The following is a 17,492-nucleotide window of genomic DNA, read 5'->3' as shown; positions in this document are numbered from 1 at the left end:
TGCTGACGTGATCAAAATCAGTGTGATGTACCCGTTCGGCCGCGACGTTCACTTCAATCACCGTTATTACCGTGACGTGCACATGCCGCTGGTGAAAAAGCGACTGGGAACCTACCTCCTCTCCTACAGCATCGACAAGGGACTGTCGGGCATGGAACCGGACAGCACGCCCTTGTACGTCGGCATGTGTCACCTTTACTGTGAATCCGTCGAAGCGTTTCAAGCCGGTATTGCGCCCCATGGCGAGGAACTGGAAAACGACATCGCCAACTTCACAAACGCGTTGCCGGTGTATCAGATCAGCGAAGTCGTTGCGTTGGAGGGAGGGTTCATTCCATCAAGAGCGGATGATGCTCAAACCGCTCGGCGATCCAGTCGACGAACACCCTGACCGTCGGTGAAAGGTGTCTGTTTTGCGGATAGACGACTGAAATCGGCATGGACGGTGGAACGTAGGCGTTCAATACGTCCACCAGTTCACCGGACGCCAGATAAGGCGCTGCCATAAACCGCGGCGCCTGAATAATCCCCACCCCTCTCAAGCAAGCGTTCATCCACACTTCCGTGTCGTTCACAGCCAGGTTGCCTCGCAAAAGCGTCTCGACGAACTGGCCATCGACGGTGAAGCTGAAGTTCATCAGCTTGCCATGGCGTCCCCAGAAATAATTGATGGCGACATGGTGCTTGAGGTCGTCCAGCGCCGTGGGCATGCCGTAGCGCGTCAGGTAATCCGGGCTGGCCACCGTGACTGGCCGGTAGAGGCCAATGCGTCGTGCCACCATGTTGGATGTCGGCAATTCGCCCACGCGAATCACGCAATCGACGCTGTCCTGAATGAGATCCACGGGCTTGTCTCCAAAGCCCGCCATCAGCGCGATGTCGGGGTAGCGCTGATGAAAGTCGTAAAGACCCGGCAACACCAGCAGCTTGCCCAGTGATGTCGGCATGTCGATGCGCAAGGTGCCGCGAGGCGTGTCCGCTTTTGCCACAAGCGCATGTTCGGCCTCTTCGATGTCCGCCAGAATCCTCACGCAACGTTCGTAATACGCTGCGCCGTCCGGCGTCAGTCCGAGGCGGCGGGTGGTGCGTTGCAACAGCCGAATCTTCAGGTGGGCTTCGAGCTGCTGAATAGCGATGGTCGCTGACGCCTTGGGAATGTGCAGCGTGTCCGCCGCCTTGGTGAAGCTGTTGGACTCCACCACTCGGGTGAACACTTTCATGGCGAAGAACAGGTCCATGGGCAGGCCTCCTGCGAAGCGGAGAAGAAACATGACATGCGCATTCAGGTCTCGTCCCATCAGGTGAGAAAGCCCGCAGGGTAGGCAATCGACGTGCCCGAAAAAACCGGCCATGTCTCCAGACACATCGGACAAAAAGGCTGCAATCGCCCGCCGACCTGCGCGCTCCGCTTCGCTGCTTATCGACCCAGCAGTCATCCATTAAAGCTATTTTGTCCGGAATGTTTGGATATCTGGCCTGTTTTTCCCCTTCTTCTCTCTCCCTAGACTTCGAAGCCTGTTCCGTGAATCTCTGGAGTTCGCCATGCGCCCTTCTGCTTCCCCCATCCGCGTCGGCCTGGTCGGTCTTGGCAACTGGGCCATGCACGGCCATGTCCGCGTGCTCTCGTTGCTGCCTCAATACTCCATCAGTGCCGTTTACAGCCAGCGGCTGGACAGTGCGCAAGTCGCGGCGGCGCAGTGGGACATTCCCTATGTGGCTGAATCTCTGGATGAGTTGGTCAACCACCCCGAGGTCGATCTGGTGGTGGTCCTGACGATTGCCCCACAGCACGAAGAGGCGGTACGCGCCGCTATCGCTGCTGGAAAGAACGTGTATTGCGAGTGGCCGCTGACCACCAGCACTGCGGTCTCTCAGGAGCTGGCCTGCCTGGCGAGGCAGGCAGGTGTGCGAACCCTCGTCGGCTTGCAGCGTCGCCATGCACCGCATAACCGCTATTTGCAGGATTTGCTGCAACAAGGCTACGTCGGAAAAGTGCGCTCGGTGCGCATCCACGTGAGCATGAATTACTTCCAGGCGCTGCGCCCCAACGCGCTGCGCTGGACCGTACCGGTGGAGAACTTCTCCAGCGTGATTTCGATCTACGCCGGTCACTTTCTCGACATGCTATTCACCGCGATGGGCTGGCCAGTGAGTGTCAGCGCACTGATGGTCAACCAGTTCGACACCGTCACTATCAAAGAAACCGGCGAACGATTGAGTAGTACCGCACCGGATCAAATGGTCCTCGCCGGGCAACTGGAAGACGGCGCCTTGCTCTCGGTTCATATCGAAGGCGGCAAGCGCAACGGCTCCGGGGTACAGATCGAAATCACCGGCCACGAAGGCGATTTGCGCATCACCAACGTCTCGGCGTTCGGTGATACAGGGCAGGACTACGTGATCGAAGGCGCGCACGGCGATCACCTACCGCTGGAAGTGCTGCCCATTCCCGCCAGCTATTCGCGCCTGCCGTCTGCGGACCTGCCTTCGTCGGTGCTTGAACTGGCCGAGCTGTATCACGTTTATGCCCAGGACCTTGCCGAAGGCACTCATGCGGCGGCGACGTTTCAGGACGCCGTGCGCATGCACAAGCTGCTCGATGGTGTGCTGACCTCATCGCAGACCGGCCGTCGAGCACTGCTCGCCCTTTGAATTCTCTATCCCCGGTTGCCTGACCCATTCTGGAGATCCCCATGACCTCTTCATCGCCATTGAAGCTGTTATCCGACGCCATTGTTGGCCCCTATCGCCTCAACCATCGCGTGGTGCATGCGCCCATGACCCGGCTGCGCGCGGACCGCGATGACAGTCCGAGTCAAATGATGCAGCGCTACTACGAACAACGGGCCTCCCGAGGCGGTCTGCTGATCGTCGAATCCACTCACCCTTCAGCGGACAGCCGGGGTTACCTCGGGGCGCCGGGCCTCTACACCGATGCCCATCGGGACGCCTGGAAACCTATCGTCGAGGCCGTGCACGCCAAGGGCGGCGTGGTGTTTTTGCAACTCGGCCATGACGGCCGTCAGTCTCACAGCGACTTGAGCAACGGCAAACCGCCCATTGCACCTTCGGTCGTGCCGTTTGAAACCAACGCCTTTACTCAAAACGGCTGGGTGCCGGTCTCGCCGCACCGTGCAGTGGAAAAGGACGAACTGCCGGCGTTGGTCGAAAGCTATCGGCAAAGCGCCCAGCGAGCACTGGACGCAGGCTTTGACGGCGTCGAGCTGCACAACGCGAACGGCTACTTGCTGGACACCTTCCTGCAAGACGGCACGAACAAACGCACCGATGAGTACGGCGGCCCCATCGAAAACCGCGTGCGATTCCCGTTGCAGGTGCTCGATGCACTGGTGTCGGTCTGGGGTGCGGATCGGGTGGGCGTTCGCGTGTCGCCGAGCGGTCAGTGGGGTTCGATTTCCGACAGCAACCCGCAAGCCACCTTCGAATATTTCGCGCGCCGGCTGAATGAATATGGGCTGGCCTACCTGCACGTCATTGAACCGCGCATCAAAGGCACCGATGAAATCGAGCCCGACCGCCCACCCGTGGCAGCAGCCTTTCTGCGCCCCTTTTTCGACGGCCCGATCATCGCGGCCGGCGGCTTCGATCGGGGAGGTGCCGAGGCGATTCTGCAATCCGGGGCGGCTGATCTGGTGGCGTTCGGTCGTCACTTCAGCGCCAACCCGGACCTGCCTGAGCGCCTGCGCCACGACTGGCCGCTGACACCTTATGTGCGCGACGCGTTCTGGGGTGGCACGACACAGCACTACATCGACTTTCCCGAGTACGGCGCTGAAAAAAATGGCCGGTGACTGCCGTTTTCTAGCGCCGACTCTTCAGAAGGATCACGCCGATGAACAGCTCATCGATTTCACTCGTGCCCTTGTACTGGCTTGCACTGGGCACCTTCGCCGTGGGTACGGAAAGCTTCATGCTCGCGGGGCTGTTACCCGATATTGCCACCGACCTGGCAACGACTGTCGTCGCCACCGGCCAACTGGTGACCGTGTTCGCCCTGGCGTACGCCTTCAGCTCGCCCATATTGACCGCCTTGACGGGCCGGGTCAGCCGCCGAACGCTGATGATTTTCACCCTGCTGGGTTTCACCCTGGCGAACCTGATTGCCTTCATGGCACCTGACTACTGGGTGCTGATGTTCGCCCGGGTGCTGCTGGCGTTTACGGCAGGGCTGTTCGTACCGGGGGCCAACGCGCTGGCGGGCGCCATCGCCGGTCCTGACAAACGCGGCACGGCGCTGGCCATCGTCAACGGCGGCATCACCCTCGCCGTTGCGTTCGGTGTGCCGCTGGGTTCCGTCGTGGGTGAGTATCTGGGCTGGCGCATGACGTTCGCCGGGGTGGCGGCGCTTTCCGCAATGGCCAGCCTTGGCCTGATCGTGGGGCTGCCTGCCGACATCGGCCACGGCTTGCCAGTGGCCTCATTGCGCGAACGACTCGAAACAGCCCGCCGCCCGGTCATTCTGCTCAGCCTGTTGGTGACCACGCTCTGGGCGACCGGCGCGTACACGGTTTACACCTACCTGGCGCTGTTCATCGTCGATACGACGTCACTGACGGGCAGTCAAGTCGGGTATGTGTTTTTTGCCTGGGGTGTGGCCGCCGGGGTCGGTGTGATCGTCGGCGGCAAACTGGTGGATCGTCTCGGCGCGCGCCGGGTCATTCCCCATTGCCTGACGGCGATGATCATCTCGTTCGTGATCCTGTCTCTGAGCGCCGATACGTTTTCCGTTGATCAGGCACTGGTCCCCGTCGTGGTCGGGGTGTTGGTGTGGGGCGTGGCTCACTGGTCGTTTTATCCGGCGCAGCAAGCTGGCCTGATCGGCATCGCCGGTATCAAAGGGACGCCCATTGCGCTGTCCCTCAATGCCTCATTCATGTACCTGGGCTTTTCGCTGGGCGCTGCCCTCGGTTCGCTGACACTGGGCTTCGCCTCCGTGACGGCACTGGGCTGGGTGGCGGCGGGCTGTGAAGTGTCCGGTCTGATTCTGCACCTGCTGATTCGTCGAAAAGTGTCGAGCAGTGCAGCGCTGGTGTGTGCCGTCTGAAGCACACCCGCGTTCGCGATCGCCCTCCACCCCGAGGGCACCCTGACGGTTCGCCTTGTTCTGGGCGAGCCGTCGCTTCCTTTCTGTCCATCCCTGGAGATTCTCATGCCTCGCATTATCCATTTCACCGAATACGGCAGCCCAGACGTGCTGCGCTATCAAACCATTGAAACCCCGACCCCGGCCGCAAACGAGGTGCTGATCCGGGTCCGCGCCATCGGTTTGAACCGGGCCGAATCCATGTGGCGACAAGGCAACTATGTCGAACCGGTCAAACTCCCGGCTCGCCTGGGGTATGAATCAGCGGGCGTGATCGCCGCCGTTGGTGCGGGCGTCGAACACCTCGCTGTGGGCGACCGGGTCAGCACCGTGCCGTCGTTCTCCTTGAACGATTACGGCCTGTACGGCGAAGAAGTGCTGGCGCCCGCCCATGCCGTGGTGAAGCTGCCTGATTCGGTGTCGTTCGAACAGGCCACTGCTATCTGGAATGTGTTCATCACACCCTATGGCGCACTGATCGAGAACGGCCAGCTCAACGTCGGCGATGTGGTGTTGGTGCCAGCGGCCTCCAGCTCGGTCGGCCTCGGCACACTGCAAGTGGTTCGCGCCGCAGGCGGCATTCCGGTCGCGCTGACACGCACCCGCGCCAAACGCGAACAACTGCTGGCCGCGGGTGCGAGTCACGTGATCGTGACCGATGAGGAGGACCTGGTGTCAGCGGTCAACCACATCACCGAAGGTCGCGGCGCGGACATCGTGTTCGAGCCTGTCGGGGGCGCCAATTTCCCCAAACTGCTGGAAGCGCTGCGCGTCGGGGGCACGGTGTTCATCTACGGCGCCTTGAGCGAGGACATCACACCTTTACCGCTGCTGACAATGATCGCCAAGTCCCTGGTGATTCGTGGCTACAACCTGTTCGGCACCACCACCGACCCCGAACGTCAGCGCAAGGCGACTGAGTACGTATTCAAGGGTTTGCACTCGGGCGAACTGCGCACTGTGATTGCCAAGACATTCGCCTTCGACGAGATGGTCGAGGCGCACCGTGAACTGGAGAAGAATCTGCACCTTGGCCGTATCGTGGTCACTGTGAGCTAACGCGATCCCACGCCTCCCTTTCAATGCCCGATGCACACCATCGGGCTTTTTATTGGGCGATATCTGGCGGGTGATTGCGCTTGTCCTTCACGCACAAAAAAGCCGACAGCGATAGATCGCCGTCGGCTGGGCTGTACCGCTGTTGGATCACACTACAGCGGCAGCTTCGTAGAAGGGATAGTCGATGTAGCCGACTTCCGTGCCGCCGAAAAAGGTCGGACGGTCATAGGCGTTCAACGGAAGTTTGAGACGCAGCCTTTCCGGGAGATCAGGGTTGGCGATGAAGTGACGACCGAACGCCACCAGGTCGGCATCGCCAGCACGGATGATCGCCTCTGCGCCGTCGCCATCAAAACCACCCGCCGCGATGATCACGCCCGGGAAATGCTTGCGTATCATTCGTGCGGCCACCGGGGCAGGGTCGGCGTTTTCATCTTCGACGTTGCCCAGAATACGCGGCTCGATCAGGTGCAGGTACGCCAGGTTCAGCGGCGCCAATTGCTGAGCGACGTAGGTGAACAGGCCCTCCGGATCAGCATCGCCCATATCTCCCCACGTCCCGCTTGGACCCAGGCGCACGGCGACGCGGTTGGCGCCCCAGACTGAAATCAGCGCGTTCGTCACTTCCAGCAAAAAGCGCGCGCGGTTTTCGAACGAGCCACCGTAGCGGTCGGTGCGCTTGTTGCTGTTGTCTTGAAGGAATTGGTCCACCAGATAACCGTTGGCGCCGTGCAGTTCGACGCCGTCGAAACCGGCTTTGACGCCACGTTCGGCTGCGGTGCGGAAGCGCTCGACCAGTTCGGCAATTTCCTCGATCGTCAGTGCACGGTTAGGCGTGTTCGGCACCCAACCTTCCTGGGTGTACGCCACGCCGCCATGGGGCACTTCCGATGGTCCGACCGGAATGCTGCCCTGCGGCTGGACTTCGCTGTTGGACTGACGACCTGCGTGGTAGAGCTGCAAGAAGATCTTCGCACCCTTGGCGTGCACGGCGTCGGTGACCTGTTTCCAGCCGGCGATCTGGCTGTCGTCGAACAGGCCCGGTGCGCCCAGATAGCCGTTGCCATTGGGCGCCGCGATGGTCGCCTCACTAATGAGAAGGCCGCCTTCGGAGGCGCGCTGTGCATAGTACTCAGCCATCAAGGGACCGGGACGTGCACCCTCTTCGGCACGCATGCGGGTCAAAGGCGCCAGTACGACGCGGTGGGAAAACGTGAATGGGCCGATGGTGACCGGCGAATGGAGCTTGGACATGATTGCCTCGTTCGGATAGGGAAAAGACGCTTGCCCGCCCGAAAGTCAGCATGGCTTTCACGGGTCGGGCGCTGGCCGCCAGTACAAGGCTTTTCCTGAACGAGATAAACAGCCCAACCGTCACAACAATTCGGACTATTCGGCTGTAATCCCATCTATCGGTGACATCGTCAGGGTGTTACCGAATCTTCACGTCGGGGTTGAGGCACCGCTGCGATGTGCTGTTTGAAATAGTCGATCAACACCCGCAGCTTGGGCGTGGCGTTGCGGCCGGACGGCCAGAGCATCCACAGCGAACCCCGATGGTCGGTGAATTCCGGCAGCACACGTTCAAGCTTGCCGTCCCGCAGCGCTTGAATCGTCGAGAAGTCCGCCAGGCAAGCGATGCCCAGCCCTTCCAGCGCCATGTGGGTGAGCGCGTCGGTGGTGGTGCACGCGATGACTCTGCCCAGTTCCGGATCGCTATCGGCGTCCGGGTCGCGCACCGGCCAGCGTTCAAGGGAACCGGTGGCAGGAAACTTGTGCAGCAGGCAGGCGTGATTGCGCAACTGGTCCGGATGCGTCGGTCGACCACGACGCGCCAGATAGGCCGGTGAGGCCACCAGTTCAAGCTTGTATTCCCCTAACTTGCGCGCCATGAGCCGCGAATCCGATGGCTGCCCGGTCCGGACCACGGCATCGAAGCCCTCCTCGATCACGTCCACCATCCGATCCGAGAGGTCCACGTCCAGCTCGATCTGCGGATAGGCCTGCATGAAACCGGTCAGCAGCGGAAAGATCAGCGTGTTCTGCAACGGTACGCTGATGCGTAATTTGCCGCGGGGCTCATCCGCCAACTGCGACAGCTCGATTTCCGCCTGCTCGGCCTCTTGAATGATGCGCTTGCAACGCTCCAGAAACAGCTCCCCCTCGGCGGTGAGGGTAACGCTGCGGGTGCTGCGGTGAAACAGACGCACGCCCAGGCGCTCTTCCATGCGCGACACACTCTTGCCCACCGCGGAGGACGAAATCTCCATCAAACGGGCGGCTTCGGTAAAACTGCGTGTTTCTGCGACCTGCACAAAGGCCATGATGCCACTGAGACTGTCCAGCATGAGCGCTCCAGAGAGGGGGGCACAACTCGCACCGGCTACCCGCGAACTGGACCGGATACACCCTCATGTTACTTGCGAAAAAGACGCTAGACATTACGCCTGAGCGAACCGCCAGCATAGCTCGCTCACTCAAATGACGCTTCGCACAGGGCGCGAACCATCACTCGTCCTGTCTGCAAAATGTGTGATCTCCCCCGCCCCAACGTCGTCAAGAACCCTAACCCCCAGCCGTCATGGGGGACGAATAACAGGGCCTCCCATGCAAACGCTGTTGAACGAGATTCTCGACGAAGTGCGTCCTTTGATCGGCCAGGGCAAAGTGGCCGATTACATCCCGGCGCTGGCCGATGTGCCGGCGCAGCAACTGGGCATCGCGGTGTATGGCAACGATGGCAGTTACTACTGCGCGGGTGACGCGCGGGTGCCGTTCTCGGTGCAGAGTATTTCCAAGGTGTTCAGTCTGGTTCAGGCGATTGGTCATTCCGGCGAGGCGATTTGGGAGCGGCTGGGCCATGAACCGTCGGGTCAGCCATTCAACTCACTGGTGCAACTGGAATTCGAGCGCGGGCGTCCGCGCAACCCCTTCATCAATGCAGGTGCGCTGGTGATCTGCGACATCAATCAGTCGCGCTTCGCGGCGCCGACCTTGTCGATGCGCGATTTCGTTCGGCGGCTGTCGGGCAACCCCCACGTGTTGATGGATGCCCGTGTGGCGGATTCGGAGTATCAGTTCCGCGCGCGCAACGCGGCCATGGCGTACCTGATGCAGTCGTTCGGTAACTTCCACAACGAAGTCGAAAGCGTGCTGCGCAGCTATTTCAGTTATTGCGCCCTGCGCATGAGTTGCCTGGATCTGGCCCGGGCGTTCTGCTTCCTGGCCAACGACGGGTTCTGCAAGCACAGCGGCGAACAGATTCTGAGCCGACGCCAGACCCAGCAGGTGAACTCGATCATGGCCACCAGCGGGCTGTACGACGAAGCGGGCAATTTCGCCTACCGCGTGGGCTTGCCGGGCAAGAGCGGTGTGGGCGGCGGGATCGTGGCGATCGTGCCGGGGCAATTCACCGTGTGCGTGTGGTCGCCGGAATTGAACGCAGCGGGTAACTCCCTTGCCGGGATGGCGGCGCTGGAGTTGCTGAGTGCGCGGATTGGCTGGTCGGTGTTTTGATCGACCGACAGAAGCGCCGTCATTAGGCTGAAGCACTGCTGGTGGGGCTGCCGTTGTTTTACCGAGTCCGAAGTCATTGGCCAATCCACGAGTGGCCCAGGCCAGCAGTGTCAATTCCAGCCTGACGGCAACGAAGCGTAATGGATGAGCTTGCCGCTGAAAATTACAGAACAAGTGTGATTTTGAGGGAGCGCTATCGACCACAAACGGCAGTTACCGACCATTCAATCCCGAATGCTTGCCACGTCAAACCCGGCGAATTTCAATCTGAAGCCCTTCGCCCCTAATCCGGAGCCAGAAAGTGGCGGGTGATCAGGTCGAACTCCGAATCGGTCGCCGCGAATTCTTGCACCGCGCGACGGTTGCGAAGGTGTAAGCGGCCTCGACAGGTGTCGTCATCCACCTCTATCAAGACCGTCTTATCACTCACACTGATAATTACTATCGAACGGCCCGCCTGTCGGGCCTGCAGATCTGACTCTTACAATCGCCCCACGATTTCCCCCCCGCTCCTGCGCCTTTTCAGGCGACATCCCTACTTGGAATCCGACACCATGCCAAGCGCCAGCCAGGCCACTCAAGGCCGTCCCGAACATGACCAGCAAAATCTCAAACAGCAATGGTTAGCCATCCTTTCGGTCGCCGTGGGCGCCTTTGCGCTGGTGACCAGTGAATTTCTGCCGGTAGGCGTACTCAACGACATCGCCGCCGATATGAACATCAGTGCCGGTCACGCCGGTCTGATGGTGACCCTGCCCGGCATCATGGCCGCCCTCGCTGCGCCATTCCTTTCGGTGATCATCGGTGCACAGGACCGTCGTTATCTGCTGACCAGCCTGACGCTGATCATGATCATCGCCAACCTGACGGTGTCCTTTGCCAGCAACTTCAACCTGTTGCTGCTCGGGCGCATTTTGCTGGGCATCAGCATCGGTGGTTTCTGGGCCACGGCCATTGCCCTGAGCGGACGCCTTGCACCCAGAGGCGTGAGTGTGGCGCAGGCGACGTCGATCATCATGGTCGGTGTGACCTTGGCCACCGTGCTCGGTGTACCGGTCGGGACCTGGTTGAGCGACCTGATGGGCTGGCGCATGACGTTCCTGGTCACCGCTCTGCTGGGCGCGCCGGTGTTGCTGGCGCAAATCTTCCTGCTGCCACGGCTTGACCCGGACAAGGCGATTCGCGTCAGTGACCTTCCGGCGCTGTTCATCAATCCACTCGCGCGAGTCGGCCTGATCGCGGTGTTGCTGATCGGCCTGGCACACTTTGCCGCCTACACCTACGTTGCACCGTTCTTCAAGCACAGTGCCGGTTTCGACGGGCCGACCATTGGCTCGTTGCTGTTGCTCTATGGCATCGCCGGAGTGTTTGGCAACATCTTCGCCGGCTTCGCGGCCAACCGCAGCGTGCGTCACACCTTGATGCTGGTCGGTCTGATGATCGGTATCAGCACCGTGCTGTTCCCGTATTTCGCCACGAACCTGACCGGCGCGGCGATGCTGATCGGCCTCTGGGGCTTCGCCTTCGGCGCGTTCCCGGCCTGCGCCAGCATCTGGATGTTCGTCGTCGCCCCCAAGGATGTCGAACGCGGCATGCCGCTGTTCGTGGCCATGTTCCAGGTCATCATCGCGCTGGGGTCCTTCTTCGGCGGCCAGATCGTCGACCAGTTGGGCAGCTCGGTATTGATGAGCCTGGCCACGGCGCTGGTGGGCTGCGGTCTGGTGACGGTGCTGGTGCTGGGCCGTAACGTCAGCAATCACCTCGCAGGCGATTCGGCCGATCAGGCCGCTGTGGTCAGCCACCACTGATTGAACGCCAGTCTCACGCACCGAACACTGGTTGAGGTCTTGCCCCATCCAGTACCATCGCCCCCTGTTCAACAGCCTCAGGCCTCTGGAATGGCCAGGGTGCCCGCTGAAATCAGGGAGCGATGGATGTACGTGAATCAGAAGTCCGGCCGTTGGGTCTTGCTGGCCGGTGCGTTGGTCATCAGCGGTTGCACGTCATTTTTACAGGGCAAACAGTACGCGGTGCCAGGCCCCGATGAACCCTCTGCCACCGTACGCCTCAAGGCGGGAAATGGCGCAAGGCTCGACGCTATGACGTTCAGCGACGACGGATGCTACGCCGGTTACACGGTCCTGCCCTCCAACGGCGATTACATCGAATCGCGGGTGGCGGCAGACAAGGAAGTGATCCTGACCTACTGGCAAATCGCAGGCAGCAATGCGTGCAAGATCCCATTCTCATTCACGCCACAAAACGGCGCCACTTACACGTTGATTCAAGGCGCCTGGAGCAAACCCAGAACCGGCATTCTGTCGACCTTCAGCCACGACGAGCAGTTCTGCGGGGTGGGCGTTGTGAAGACGGTCGGTGATCAGGAGAGCCTCGAGCCGATTCAACAGCTGCAAATCAAGACCGGGTTTGCGTGCCTCAAGTTCGTCAAGTAAGACGGCGCGAAGACACCGCCCCACGGGGGGAGACGGTCTGACCGGAACTGAAGGTGTGGGTGTCCACGGCTGGCGGCCGAATGATGCCCACGGTCCTGTGGGCACCACTGGCTAACTGGAACGGTTTACCAGTTGTAACTCAACTTGGCGGTGACCTCGCGGGCCGGGTTGTAGTAGTTCGCCGTGCCGGAACCGACCACGTGCTGCTCATTGAACAGGTTGCTGACGTTCACGGCCAGGTCGGTGCCCTTCGCGATCTTGTACTTGAAGGCAGCGTCGAACAACGTGGTGCCATCGCTTTTGCTGGTGTTGGCGGCGTTCAGGTAGTACGAACCCACGTAACGCGCGCCCAGTCCCACGCTCACGTCAGTGCCGGGTATGTCGTAGTAGCTCCACAGCGAGGCGGAATGCTTCGGTGCCGTGGTGAACTCGTTACCCTTCAACGAAGTGCCGTCATACAACGAACCGCGCATCACCTCGGAATCCATATAGGAATAGGCTCCGATCAGGCTGACGTTCTGGGTCACTTGCGCCTTGGCCTCAAGATCCAGCCCCATAATGTGCGACTCGCCCACTGTCTGCTGTTCGATGATGCCGCTCGGCAGCACGACGGCAATGGCGACGTCTTTTTGGGTGAGGTCATACACGGCTGCCGAGAACAGCGCGTTCATCCCCATCGGCGAGTACTTCACGCCCACTTCGTACTGTTCGCCGGTCTGCGGTTTCACGCCCACTTGGGGAGGCGAAACGGATTGCACCAGGCTCACGTAAGTGGAGAGTTCATCGTTGACCATGTAGGTCAGCGCACCACGGTAGGAGGTTTTCGAGAAGTTGTCCTTGTCATCGAACTGGGTCGGGCTGGAGTACAGGTTATAGCCCTTGCTGCTCACGTCCATGCTGTCGTTGCGCAGACCGGCGGTGAAGATGAAGCGATCATAGAACGACAGGTTTTGCTGAAGGAAAACGGCCTTGGTCTTGGTGTCGGTCTTCTTTTCAGTGTACGGCGCAAGCGCAGCGGGCACGCCGGTGAACACCGGATTGGCGATGTCGATGGAAGACACCAGGTTGTAGATGGAGCTTTCCTTGGCCGACGAATCAAGGTACTCGACCCCCACCAGCGTGCTGCTGTCGATGTTCTCGAAACGGTGATCGTATTGCAGCATCAGGTTGCCGTTGAACTGGTCGGCATCGCTGTCGGTGCCCAGCAGGTAACGCGGGATCGTGGTACCGACGCGAGAGGCGGAATCGCTCAGGTAGACGTAGCCATAGTTGTCGGTCAGCTCGCTGTAGCGCAGGTTGCCGCGCAGCACGAAGCCGTTGTCGAAGTCGTGGGTGACGTTGCCGCTGACACTGGTGCGCTCGACGTTGTGGTAGTTGAAGCTGGGTTCACCGAAGAACTTGCCGCGGCTGTATTCCTTGTCCAGCGGGTAGCCGCCGCTGTTGGGCGAGCTGTCGGTTTTCAGGTGATCGACGATCATCGTGGCCGAGGTGTAATCGGTCGGTGCCCAAGTCAGGCCGCCCATTACCAACCGGCTGTCGTCCTGAGAATGGTCGTACTCGCGGTCGCTGTTTTGCACCTTGGCGGTGAAGCGACCGGCCACGGTTTTATCGTCGTTCAGCGCGTCGCCGACGTCGATGCCCGTCTCGGCATGGTTATACGAACCGTAGGTCACATAGCCCTCGCCGAACTTCTCGAAGCGCGGCTGCTTGGTCACGAAGTTCACCGAGCCACCCGGATCGGCGGGGCCAAACAGAGTGGAGTTGGCGCCACGCAGAATCTCGATGCGCTCGTAGGCGAACGGGTCTTCGCGCACGCCGCGCATCGAACTCAGCGTCAGGCCGTCACGGTAGGTGGTGGCCTGAAAGCCGCGAATCTGGAAGTAATCGTTGCGGTCATCCGACCCGTAATAGTCGCTGACCACGCCGGGCGTGTATTGCAACGCCTCTTCTGTCGTGCTGACGCTGCGTTGTTCCATTTCCTTGCGCGTCACCACCGACACGGAAGCGGGCGTGTTGAGGATGCTGGTCGCCACCTTGCCGCCGACCCACAGTTCCTGAGCCACCACCGAGTTGGCGTCGTCGTCGGCACTGACCTTGACCTTGGCGTTGATGATCACCGGGGCCAGGCGATAGTCATCGACCGAGGTGGCGCCCAGTTCGAGCGCAGCGGCGGGTTTGGGCTGAGGAATGAGCAAGTAAGCGTTCGGGCCTTGCTGCTCGATCTGCAAGTCGCTGCCTTGCAACAGGGAAGACAGCGCGGTCGGTGTGTCGAACGCGCCCTTTACCCCACGAGTGGTGCGGTCGGCGACGCTGGAGGCATCGTAAGACAGGCTGATGCCCGCTTCGCGCGCAAAACGGTCGAGCGCCGGTGCCAAGGGACCGGCAGCGATGTTCCACTGCTGAATCGGGTTGCTGTGTTCAACGCTCGCGGCGTGCGCCAGCGACGGCAGCGCATAGCTGCTGACGATCAGACCCAACATTGCGCCGTTCAGGGCTTGATTCAATCGGTGGCGCTGTGGAACCGGGGACACACTCATTTCTCTCTCTCGCTCCGTAGAAAGGTATCGGCAAACTGGCCTGTATTCCGGCCTTCCTTACAGGTCGAACGAGAATGAGAAATCACCTCAAATATTTTTTCAGCTTTCGATAACGTGCCATCAGGCCAGGTTGGCAGCGGTCACGGTGACCCAATATCGGGTCCGATAATCGATGCGCAAACGCAGCGACTGCGCGACCAGTGCCAGTACCTGATCGAGGTCGGCGAGTTGAAAAGTGCCGGAGACCCGTCGCTCAGCCACCTCGTCGGCGCAGCGCATTACACCGAGGCGATAGCGCGACAACTCACCGATGAAATCCTTCAGACGCATGTTGCGCGCGCTGATCACCCCCGCGCTCCAACCCCAGACATCAAGGCCATTGTCACGAAACTCACGGGCACCGCTGGAAGAAAACAGCACTTGGTTTCGGGTCAGGATGCTGCTGGCGCTGTCGGTCAGGTGCTGACTGCCTCCGGGAAAGACCGCCGCCGAGCCACCCTGCACCGCTAACAGCGTGCCGTCGTCGCGCTCGCGGGCCAGTAAACGGGGACTGTTGGCCTGTACGATCCCATCTCGCGTTTGCACCCAGAACGGTCGCGGTTGTGCAGCCTGTGCATCCGCGCCGACATTCACGATGATTTCCCCTCGGCGCAGAATGATCAGACGTCGCTGTGCATCGAAATCGCTGTCGACGGCGCTGTCGCTGTTGAGCTGTATCTGGCTGCCATCATCGAGCTGGAAACGCCGCTGCTCGCCAGTGCTGCTGTGTTGCTGGGCCAGCATCGCGGCCAGCGGCGTGTAATCCCGACCGAGCCAGGCTGCCCCTCCCACTGTCGCCAGCAGACCCAGCAGTTTCAGGCTTTCCCGGCGACGCATGCCATGACGGGTGCCCCGCAGCGTTCGTCGAGCCAGCTGCGTCGGAATACCGGCGAAGTCGTCCCCAAGCGCTGATACACGTTGCCAGGCCACTGCGTGCTCCGGGCGCAATTGCAGCCAGTGCTCGAAGGTACGCTGTGTATGTTCATCCGCCTGATTGAAGCGCAGGCGCACCGTCCAGTGAATCGCCTGATCGACAATCGCCGGGTCCAGCGACGGCTCACCCCTCGGCATAGCGCAAGCGGTAGCAATGTTGAAGCGCCTTGGCCAGATCGCGTTCCACCGTTGCACGGGAAACACCCAGCTTCTCGGCGATTTGCGGGCAGGTCAAACCGTCGAGCTGGGCCAGCAGAAAGGCCTGACGAACCCGGGGTTTGAGCAGGTCAAGCATGCGGTCGATCCGCTCAAGCGCATCCAGAATCAGCAATCGGCACTCCTCCGAGGGCACCTCTCGTTGCGGCAGCAGCGCGATGCTCTCAAGGTAGGCGCGTTCAAGTTCACGACGACGAAACTGATCGATCATCAACCCGCGGGCGATGCTGCTCAGATACGCACGGGGTTCACGCAGAGGGCTTGATTGACGGGATTTGAGCACGCGCACGAAGGTGTCTTGCGCAAGATCGGCGGCCCGGTCACGGCATCCCGTGCGTCGGCTTAGCCAGCCGTGTAACCACGAATGGTGAGTGCTGTAGAGCAGCCCTGGATCTACAGTGCCTAGTACATCGTCGCTGCGCATGAGAATCCAGCAAATACATAAGTGATAATTAGTCGCATTCTACGCAGCAGACTGGTCCCAGGCAAATACACGGCGCTGAGCGAGCCGTCATCGCGGGCGTTGTCTGGATTTACGGATTCAACCCGGCCTGCTGCTGCGCGCTCCACAGTTCAAGGTTCGACTTCACCAGCGCTTGCGGCAGTGGGCTTGCCACCATTTTCTTCATCTCGTCACTGATCCGATCGCGCATGCCCGGATGAAGGCATTGAGAGTCAGGCGCCAGCGCCAGATACAGGCCCTCACTGCTGACCGGCGGCTCCAGTGCCTGAACGGCATGGTCGATCCCCAGTTTTTTGGCCAGCGCCATGCCGGGATACTGCTCGAAAATCACGAAGTCGTTGCGCTTCATCATGAGCTTCTGGAACGCCTGGCTGGCGGTCGGCACGGCCTCCAGCGACAGGTTCGCCTTCGCGTAGTCATCGAAGGCTTGGCCGTAGCTGTTATTGACCAGCGTTCCACCGCTGTGGCCGATCAGGTCGGACCATTGGTGATAGGCAAACCCGTCGTTCTTCCTCACCCAGATCATGCTTGGCGTGAACAAAAACGGAGGATCCACGAAATTCAGCGTTTGCGCCCGCTCAGTGGTGAGGAAATAACCGGCCAGCATGTCGATGCGCCCCGCCCTCACCTCCTCCTGCGCTCGCGACCACGGCCCGCCATAGACGACCTCGATTTGCAGACCCAGGCGCTTGCCCAATTGTTTGATCAGATCAGCGTTGGCACCGATGAGCTGCTCGGGAGCGTGTGGGTCTCGCCACAGATAGGGGGGGTATTCGGCGTTGCCGGTGGCCGTGAGGTGATCGCACGCCGGCTCGCTCATCGCGACACCCGGAAGCAGCAGTGCGATTGTTATGGACATGAATCCGTACAGACAGCGCCCGATCATAGTGAACCTCTGAGGAAATCCCACGTGCGAGCGGTGTGTCCGCCGCAGCCCCATCACGATTCAGTCACCCGCAGTTGTGGCACCTGCAGCCAGCCGCTTTCACCACAGCATCATACGTACTAGCAGGGGATTGCAGGTTGTCATCTTTTTCCGTGGTGTCTTGACGTGATGACGTATCAAGCTCCCGGCTCATGTCAGGTTAGAGCGAACGGACTATCCGGGTTCCATCGATATGCCGAAGGTTAGCGGGTGTTCGACAGGATGATTGCAAGGCTGCGGAAAATTT

Annotated in this window: 15 protein-coding genes and 1 pseudogene; 8 read left to right on the top strand and 8 right to left on the bottom strand. The window is 60.7% G+C overall.

Going from position 1 to position 17,492, the window contains the following annotated elements:
• Nucleotides 1-7: 7 nt before the first annotated feature.
• A complete protein-coding gene (locus ACI5GA_RS23520) occupies nt 8-391 on the top strand; it encodes an EthD family reductase (RefSeq protein ID WP_421424444.1) in 384 nt (127 codons plus the stop codon).
• Here the strand turns inward: ACI5GA_RS23520 and ACI5GA_RS23515 are convergent.
• Nucleotides 330-1,238, bottom strand: a complete 909-nt coding sequence (locus tag ACI5GA_RS23515; protein WP_404640080.1) for a LysR family transcriptional regulator — start codon at nt 1,236-1,238, stop codon at nt 330-332. The genes ACI5GA_RS23520 and ACI5GA_RS23515 overlap by 62 nt on opposite strands.
• A gap of 304 nt (nt 1,239-1,542) precedes the next feature.
• Between ACI5GA_RS23515 and ACI5GA_RS23510 the strand changes: the two genes are divergently transcribed.
• The 4 genes from ACI5GA_RS23510 to ACI5GA_RS23495 all read left to right on the top strand — a co-directional run bounded on the left by ACI5GA_RS23510 (nt 1,543) and on the right by ACI5GA_RS23495 (nt 6,163).
• Nucleotides 1,543-2,652: a Gfo/Idh/MocA family protein gene (locus ACI5GA_RS23510; protein ID WP_404640078.1), complete on the top strand. Its 1,110-nt coding sequence runs from the start codon at nt 1,543-1,545 to the stop codon at nt 2,650-2,652.
• A 41-nt stretch (nt 2,653-2,693) separates the two neighbouring features.
• On the top strand, nt 2,694-3,812 hold the full coding sequence (locus ACI5GA_RS23505; RefSeq protein WP_421424441.1) for an alkene reductase: 1,119 nt from the start codon (nt 2,694-2,696) through the stop codon (nt 3,810-3,812).
• Nucleotides 3,813-3,853: 41 nt separating this feature from the next.
• Nucleotides 3,854-5,065 (top strand): MFS transporter, encoded by a 1,212-nt coding sequence (locus tag ACI5GA_RS23500; protein WP_404640074.1) that lies wholly within the window; start codon nt 3,854-3,856, stop codon nt 5,063-5,065.
• A gap of 105 nt (nt 5,066-5,170) precedes the next feature.
• Nucleotides 5,171-6,163 carry a zinc-dependent alcohol dehydrogenase family protein gene (locus ACI5GA_RS23495; RefSeq protein WP_421424439.1) on the top strand — a complete coding sequence of 331 codons (993 nt, stop codon included), beginning with the start codon at nt 5,171-5,173 and terminating at the stop codon, nt 6,161-6,163.
• Between the two features lie 147 nt (nt 6,164-6,310).
• Here ACI5GA_RS23495 and ACI5GA_RS23490 read toward each other — a convergent pair whose 3' ends face one another.
• The gene (locus ACI5GA_RS23490; RefSeq protein WP_421424438.1) at nt 6,311-7,417 is read right to left on the bottom strand and encodes an alkene reductase; all 1,107 of its coding nucleotides are present in this window, start codon (nt 7,415-7,417) and stop codon (nt 6,311-6,313) included.
• Between the two features lie 170 nt (nt 7,418-7,587).
• Entirely contained in the window at nt 7,588-8,508 is a 921-nt protein-coding gene (locus ACI5GA_RS23485; RefSeq protein ID WP_404640125.1) for a LysR family transcriptional regulator, read from the bottom strand.
• A gap of 262 nt (nt 8,509-8,770) precedes the next feature.
• Here ACI5GA_RS23485 and glsB point away from each other — a divergent pair, with 262 nt between their 5' ends.
• Nucleotides 8,771-9,679, top strand: a complete 909-nt coding sequence (gene glsB / locus ACI5GA_RS23480) for a glutaminase B (RefSeq protein ID WP_404640068.1) — start codon at nt 8,771-8,773, stop codon at nt 9,677-9,679.
• Between the two features lie 246 nt (nt 9,680-9,925).
• Here the strand turns inward: glsB and ACI5GA_RS23475 are convergent.
• Nucleotides 9,926-10,088 (bottom strand): annotated as a pseudogene (locus ACI5GA_RS23475) (ATP-binding protein); the annotation flags it as partial.
• A gap of 145 nt (nt 10,089-10,233) precedes the next feature.
• Between ACI5GA_RS23475 and ACI5GA_RS23470 the strand changes: the two are divergent.
• Together ACI5GA_RS23470 and ACI5GA_RS23465 are read left to right on the top strand one after the other, a co-directional pair.
• Nucleotides 10,234-11,487 carry an MFS transporter gene (locus ACI5GA_RS23470; protein WP_421424437.1) on the top strand — a complete coding sequence of 418 codons (1,254 nt, stop codon included), beginning with the start codon at nt 10,234-10,236 and terminating at the stop codon, nt 11,485-11,487.
• A 126-nt stretch (nt 11,488-11,613) separates the two neighbouring features.
• Nucleotides 11,614-12,132: a hypothetical protein gene (locus ACI5GA_RS23465; RefSeq protein WP_404640064.1), complete on the top strand. Its 519-nt coding sequence runs from the start codon at nt 11,614-11,616 to the stop codon at nt 12,130-12,132.
• 125 nt (nt 12,133-12,257) lie between these two features.
• On the opposite strand, the gene ACI5GA_RS23460 is transcribed toward ACI5GA_RS23465, so the two are convergent.
• The 4 genes from ACI5GA_RS23460 to ACI5GA_RS23445 form a co-directional block, all read right to left on the bottom strand.
• Nucleotides 12,258-14,669: a TonB-dependent siderophore receptor gene (locus tag ACI5GA_RS23460; RefSeq protein ID WP_421424436.1), complete on the bottom strand. Its 2,412-nt coding sequence runs from the start codon at nt 14,667-14,669 to the stop codon at nt 12,258-12,260.
• 120 nt (nt 14,670-14,789) lie between these two features.
• Complete coding sequence (locus ACI5GA_RS23455; protein WP_421424435.1) at nt 14,790-15,779, bottom strand: FecR domain-containing protein; 990 nt, start codon at nt 15,777-15,779, stop codon at nt 14,790-14,792.
• Entirely contained in the window at nt 15,766-16,281 is a 516-nt protein-coding gene (locus ACI5GA_RS23450) for a sigma-70 family RNA polymerase sigma factor (protein WP_404640058.1), read from the bottom strand. Before ACI5GA_RS23450 ends, ACI5GA_RS23455 begins: the two co-directional genes overlap by 14 nt.
• Before the next feature lie 109 nt (nt 16,282-16,390).
• Nucleotides 16,391-17,206 (bottom strand): substrate-binding periplasmic protein, encoded by an 816-nt coding sequence (locus ACI5GA_RS23445; RefSeq protein ID WP_404640056.1) that lies wholly within the window; start codon nt 17,204-17,206, stop codon nt 16,391-16,393.
• Nucleotides 17,207-17,492 lie beyond the last annotated feature (286 nt).

Origin of the sequence: Pseudomonas sp. Pseu.R1, from assembly GCF_045764065.1 — a bacterium.
In the GTDB taxonomy this organism is placed as follows: domain Bacteria; phylum Pseudomonadota; class Gammaproteobacteria; order Pseudomonadales; family Pseudomonadaceae; genus Aquipseudomonas.
This window is presented reverse-complemented; position numbering and strand designations above follow the sequence as displayed.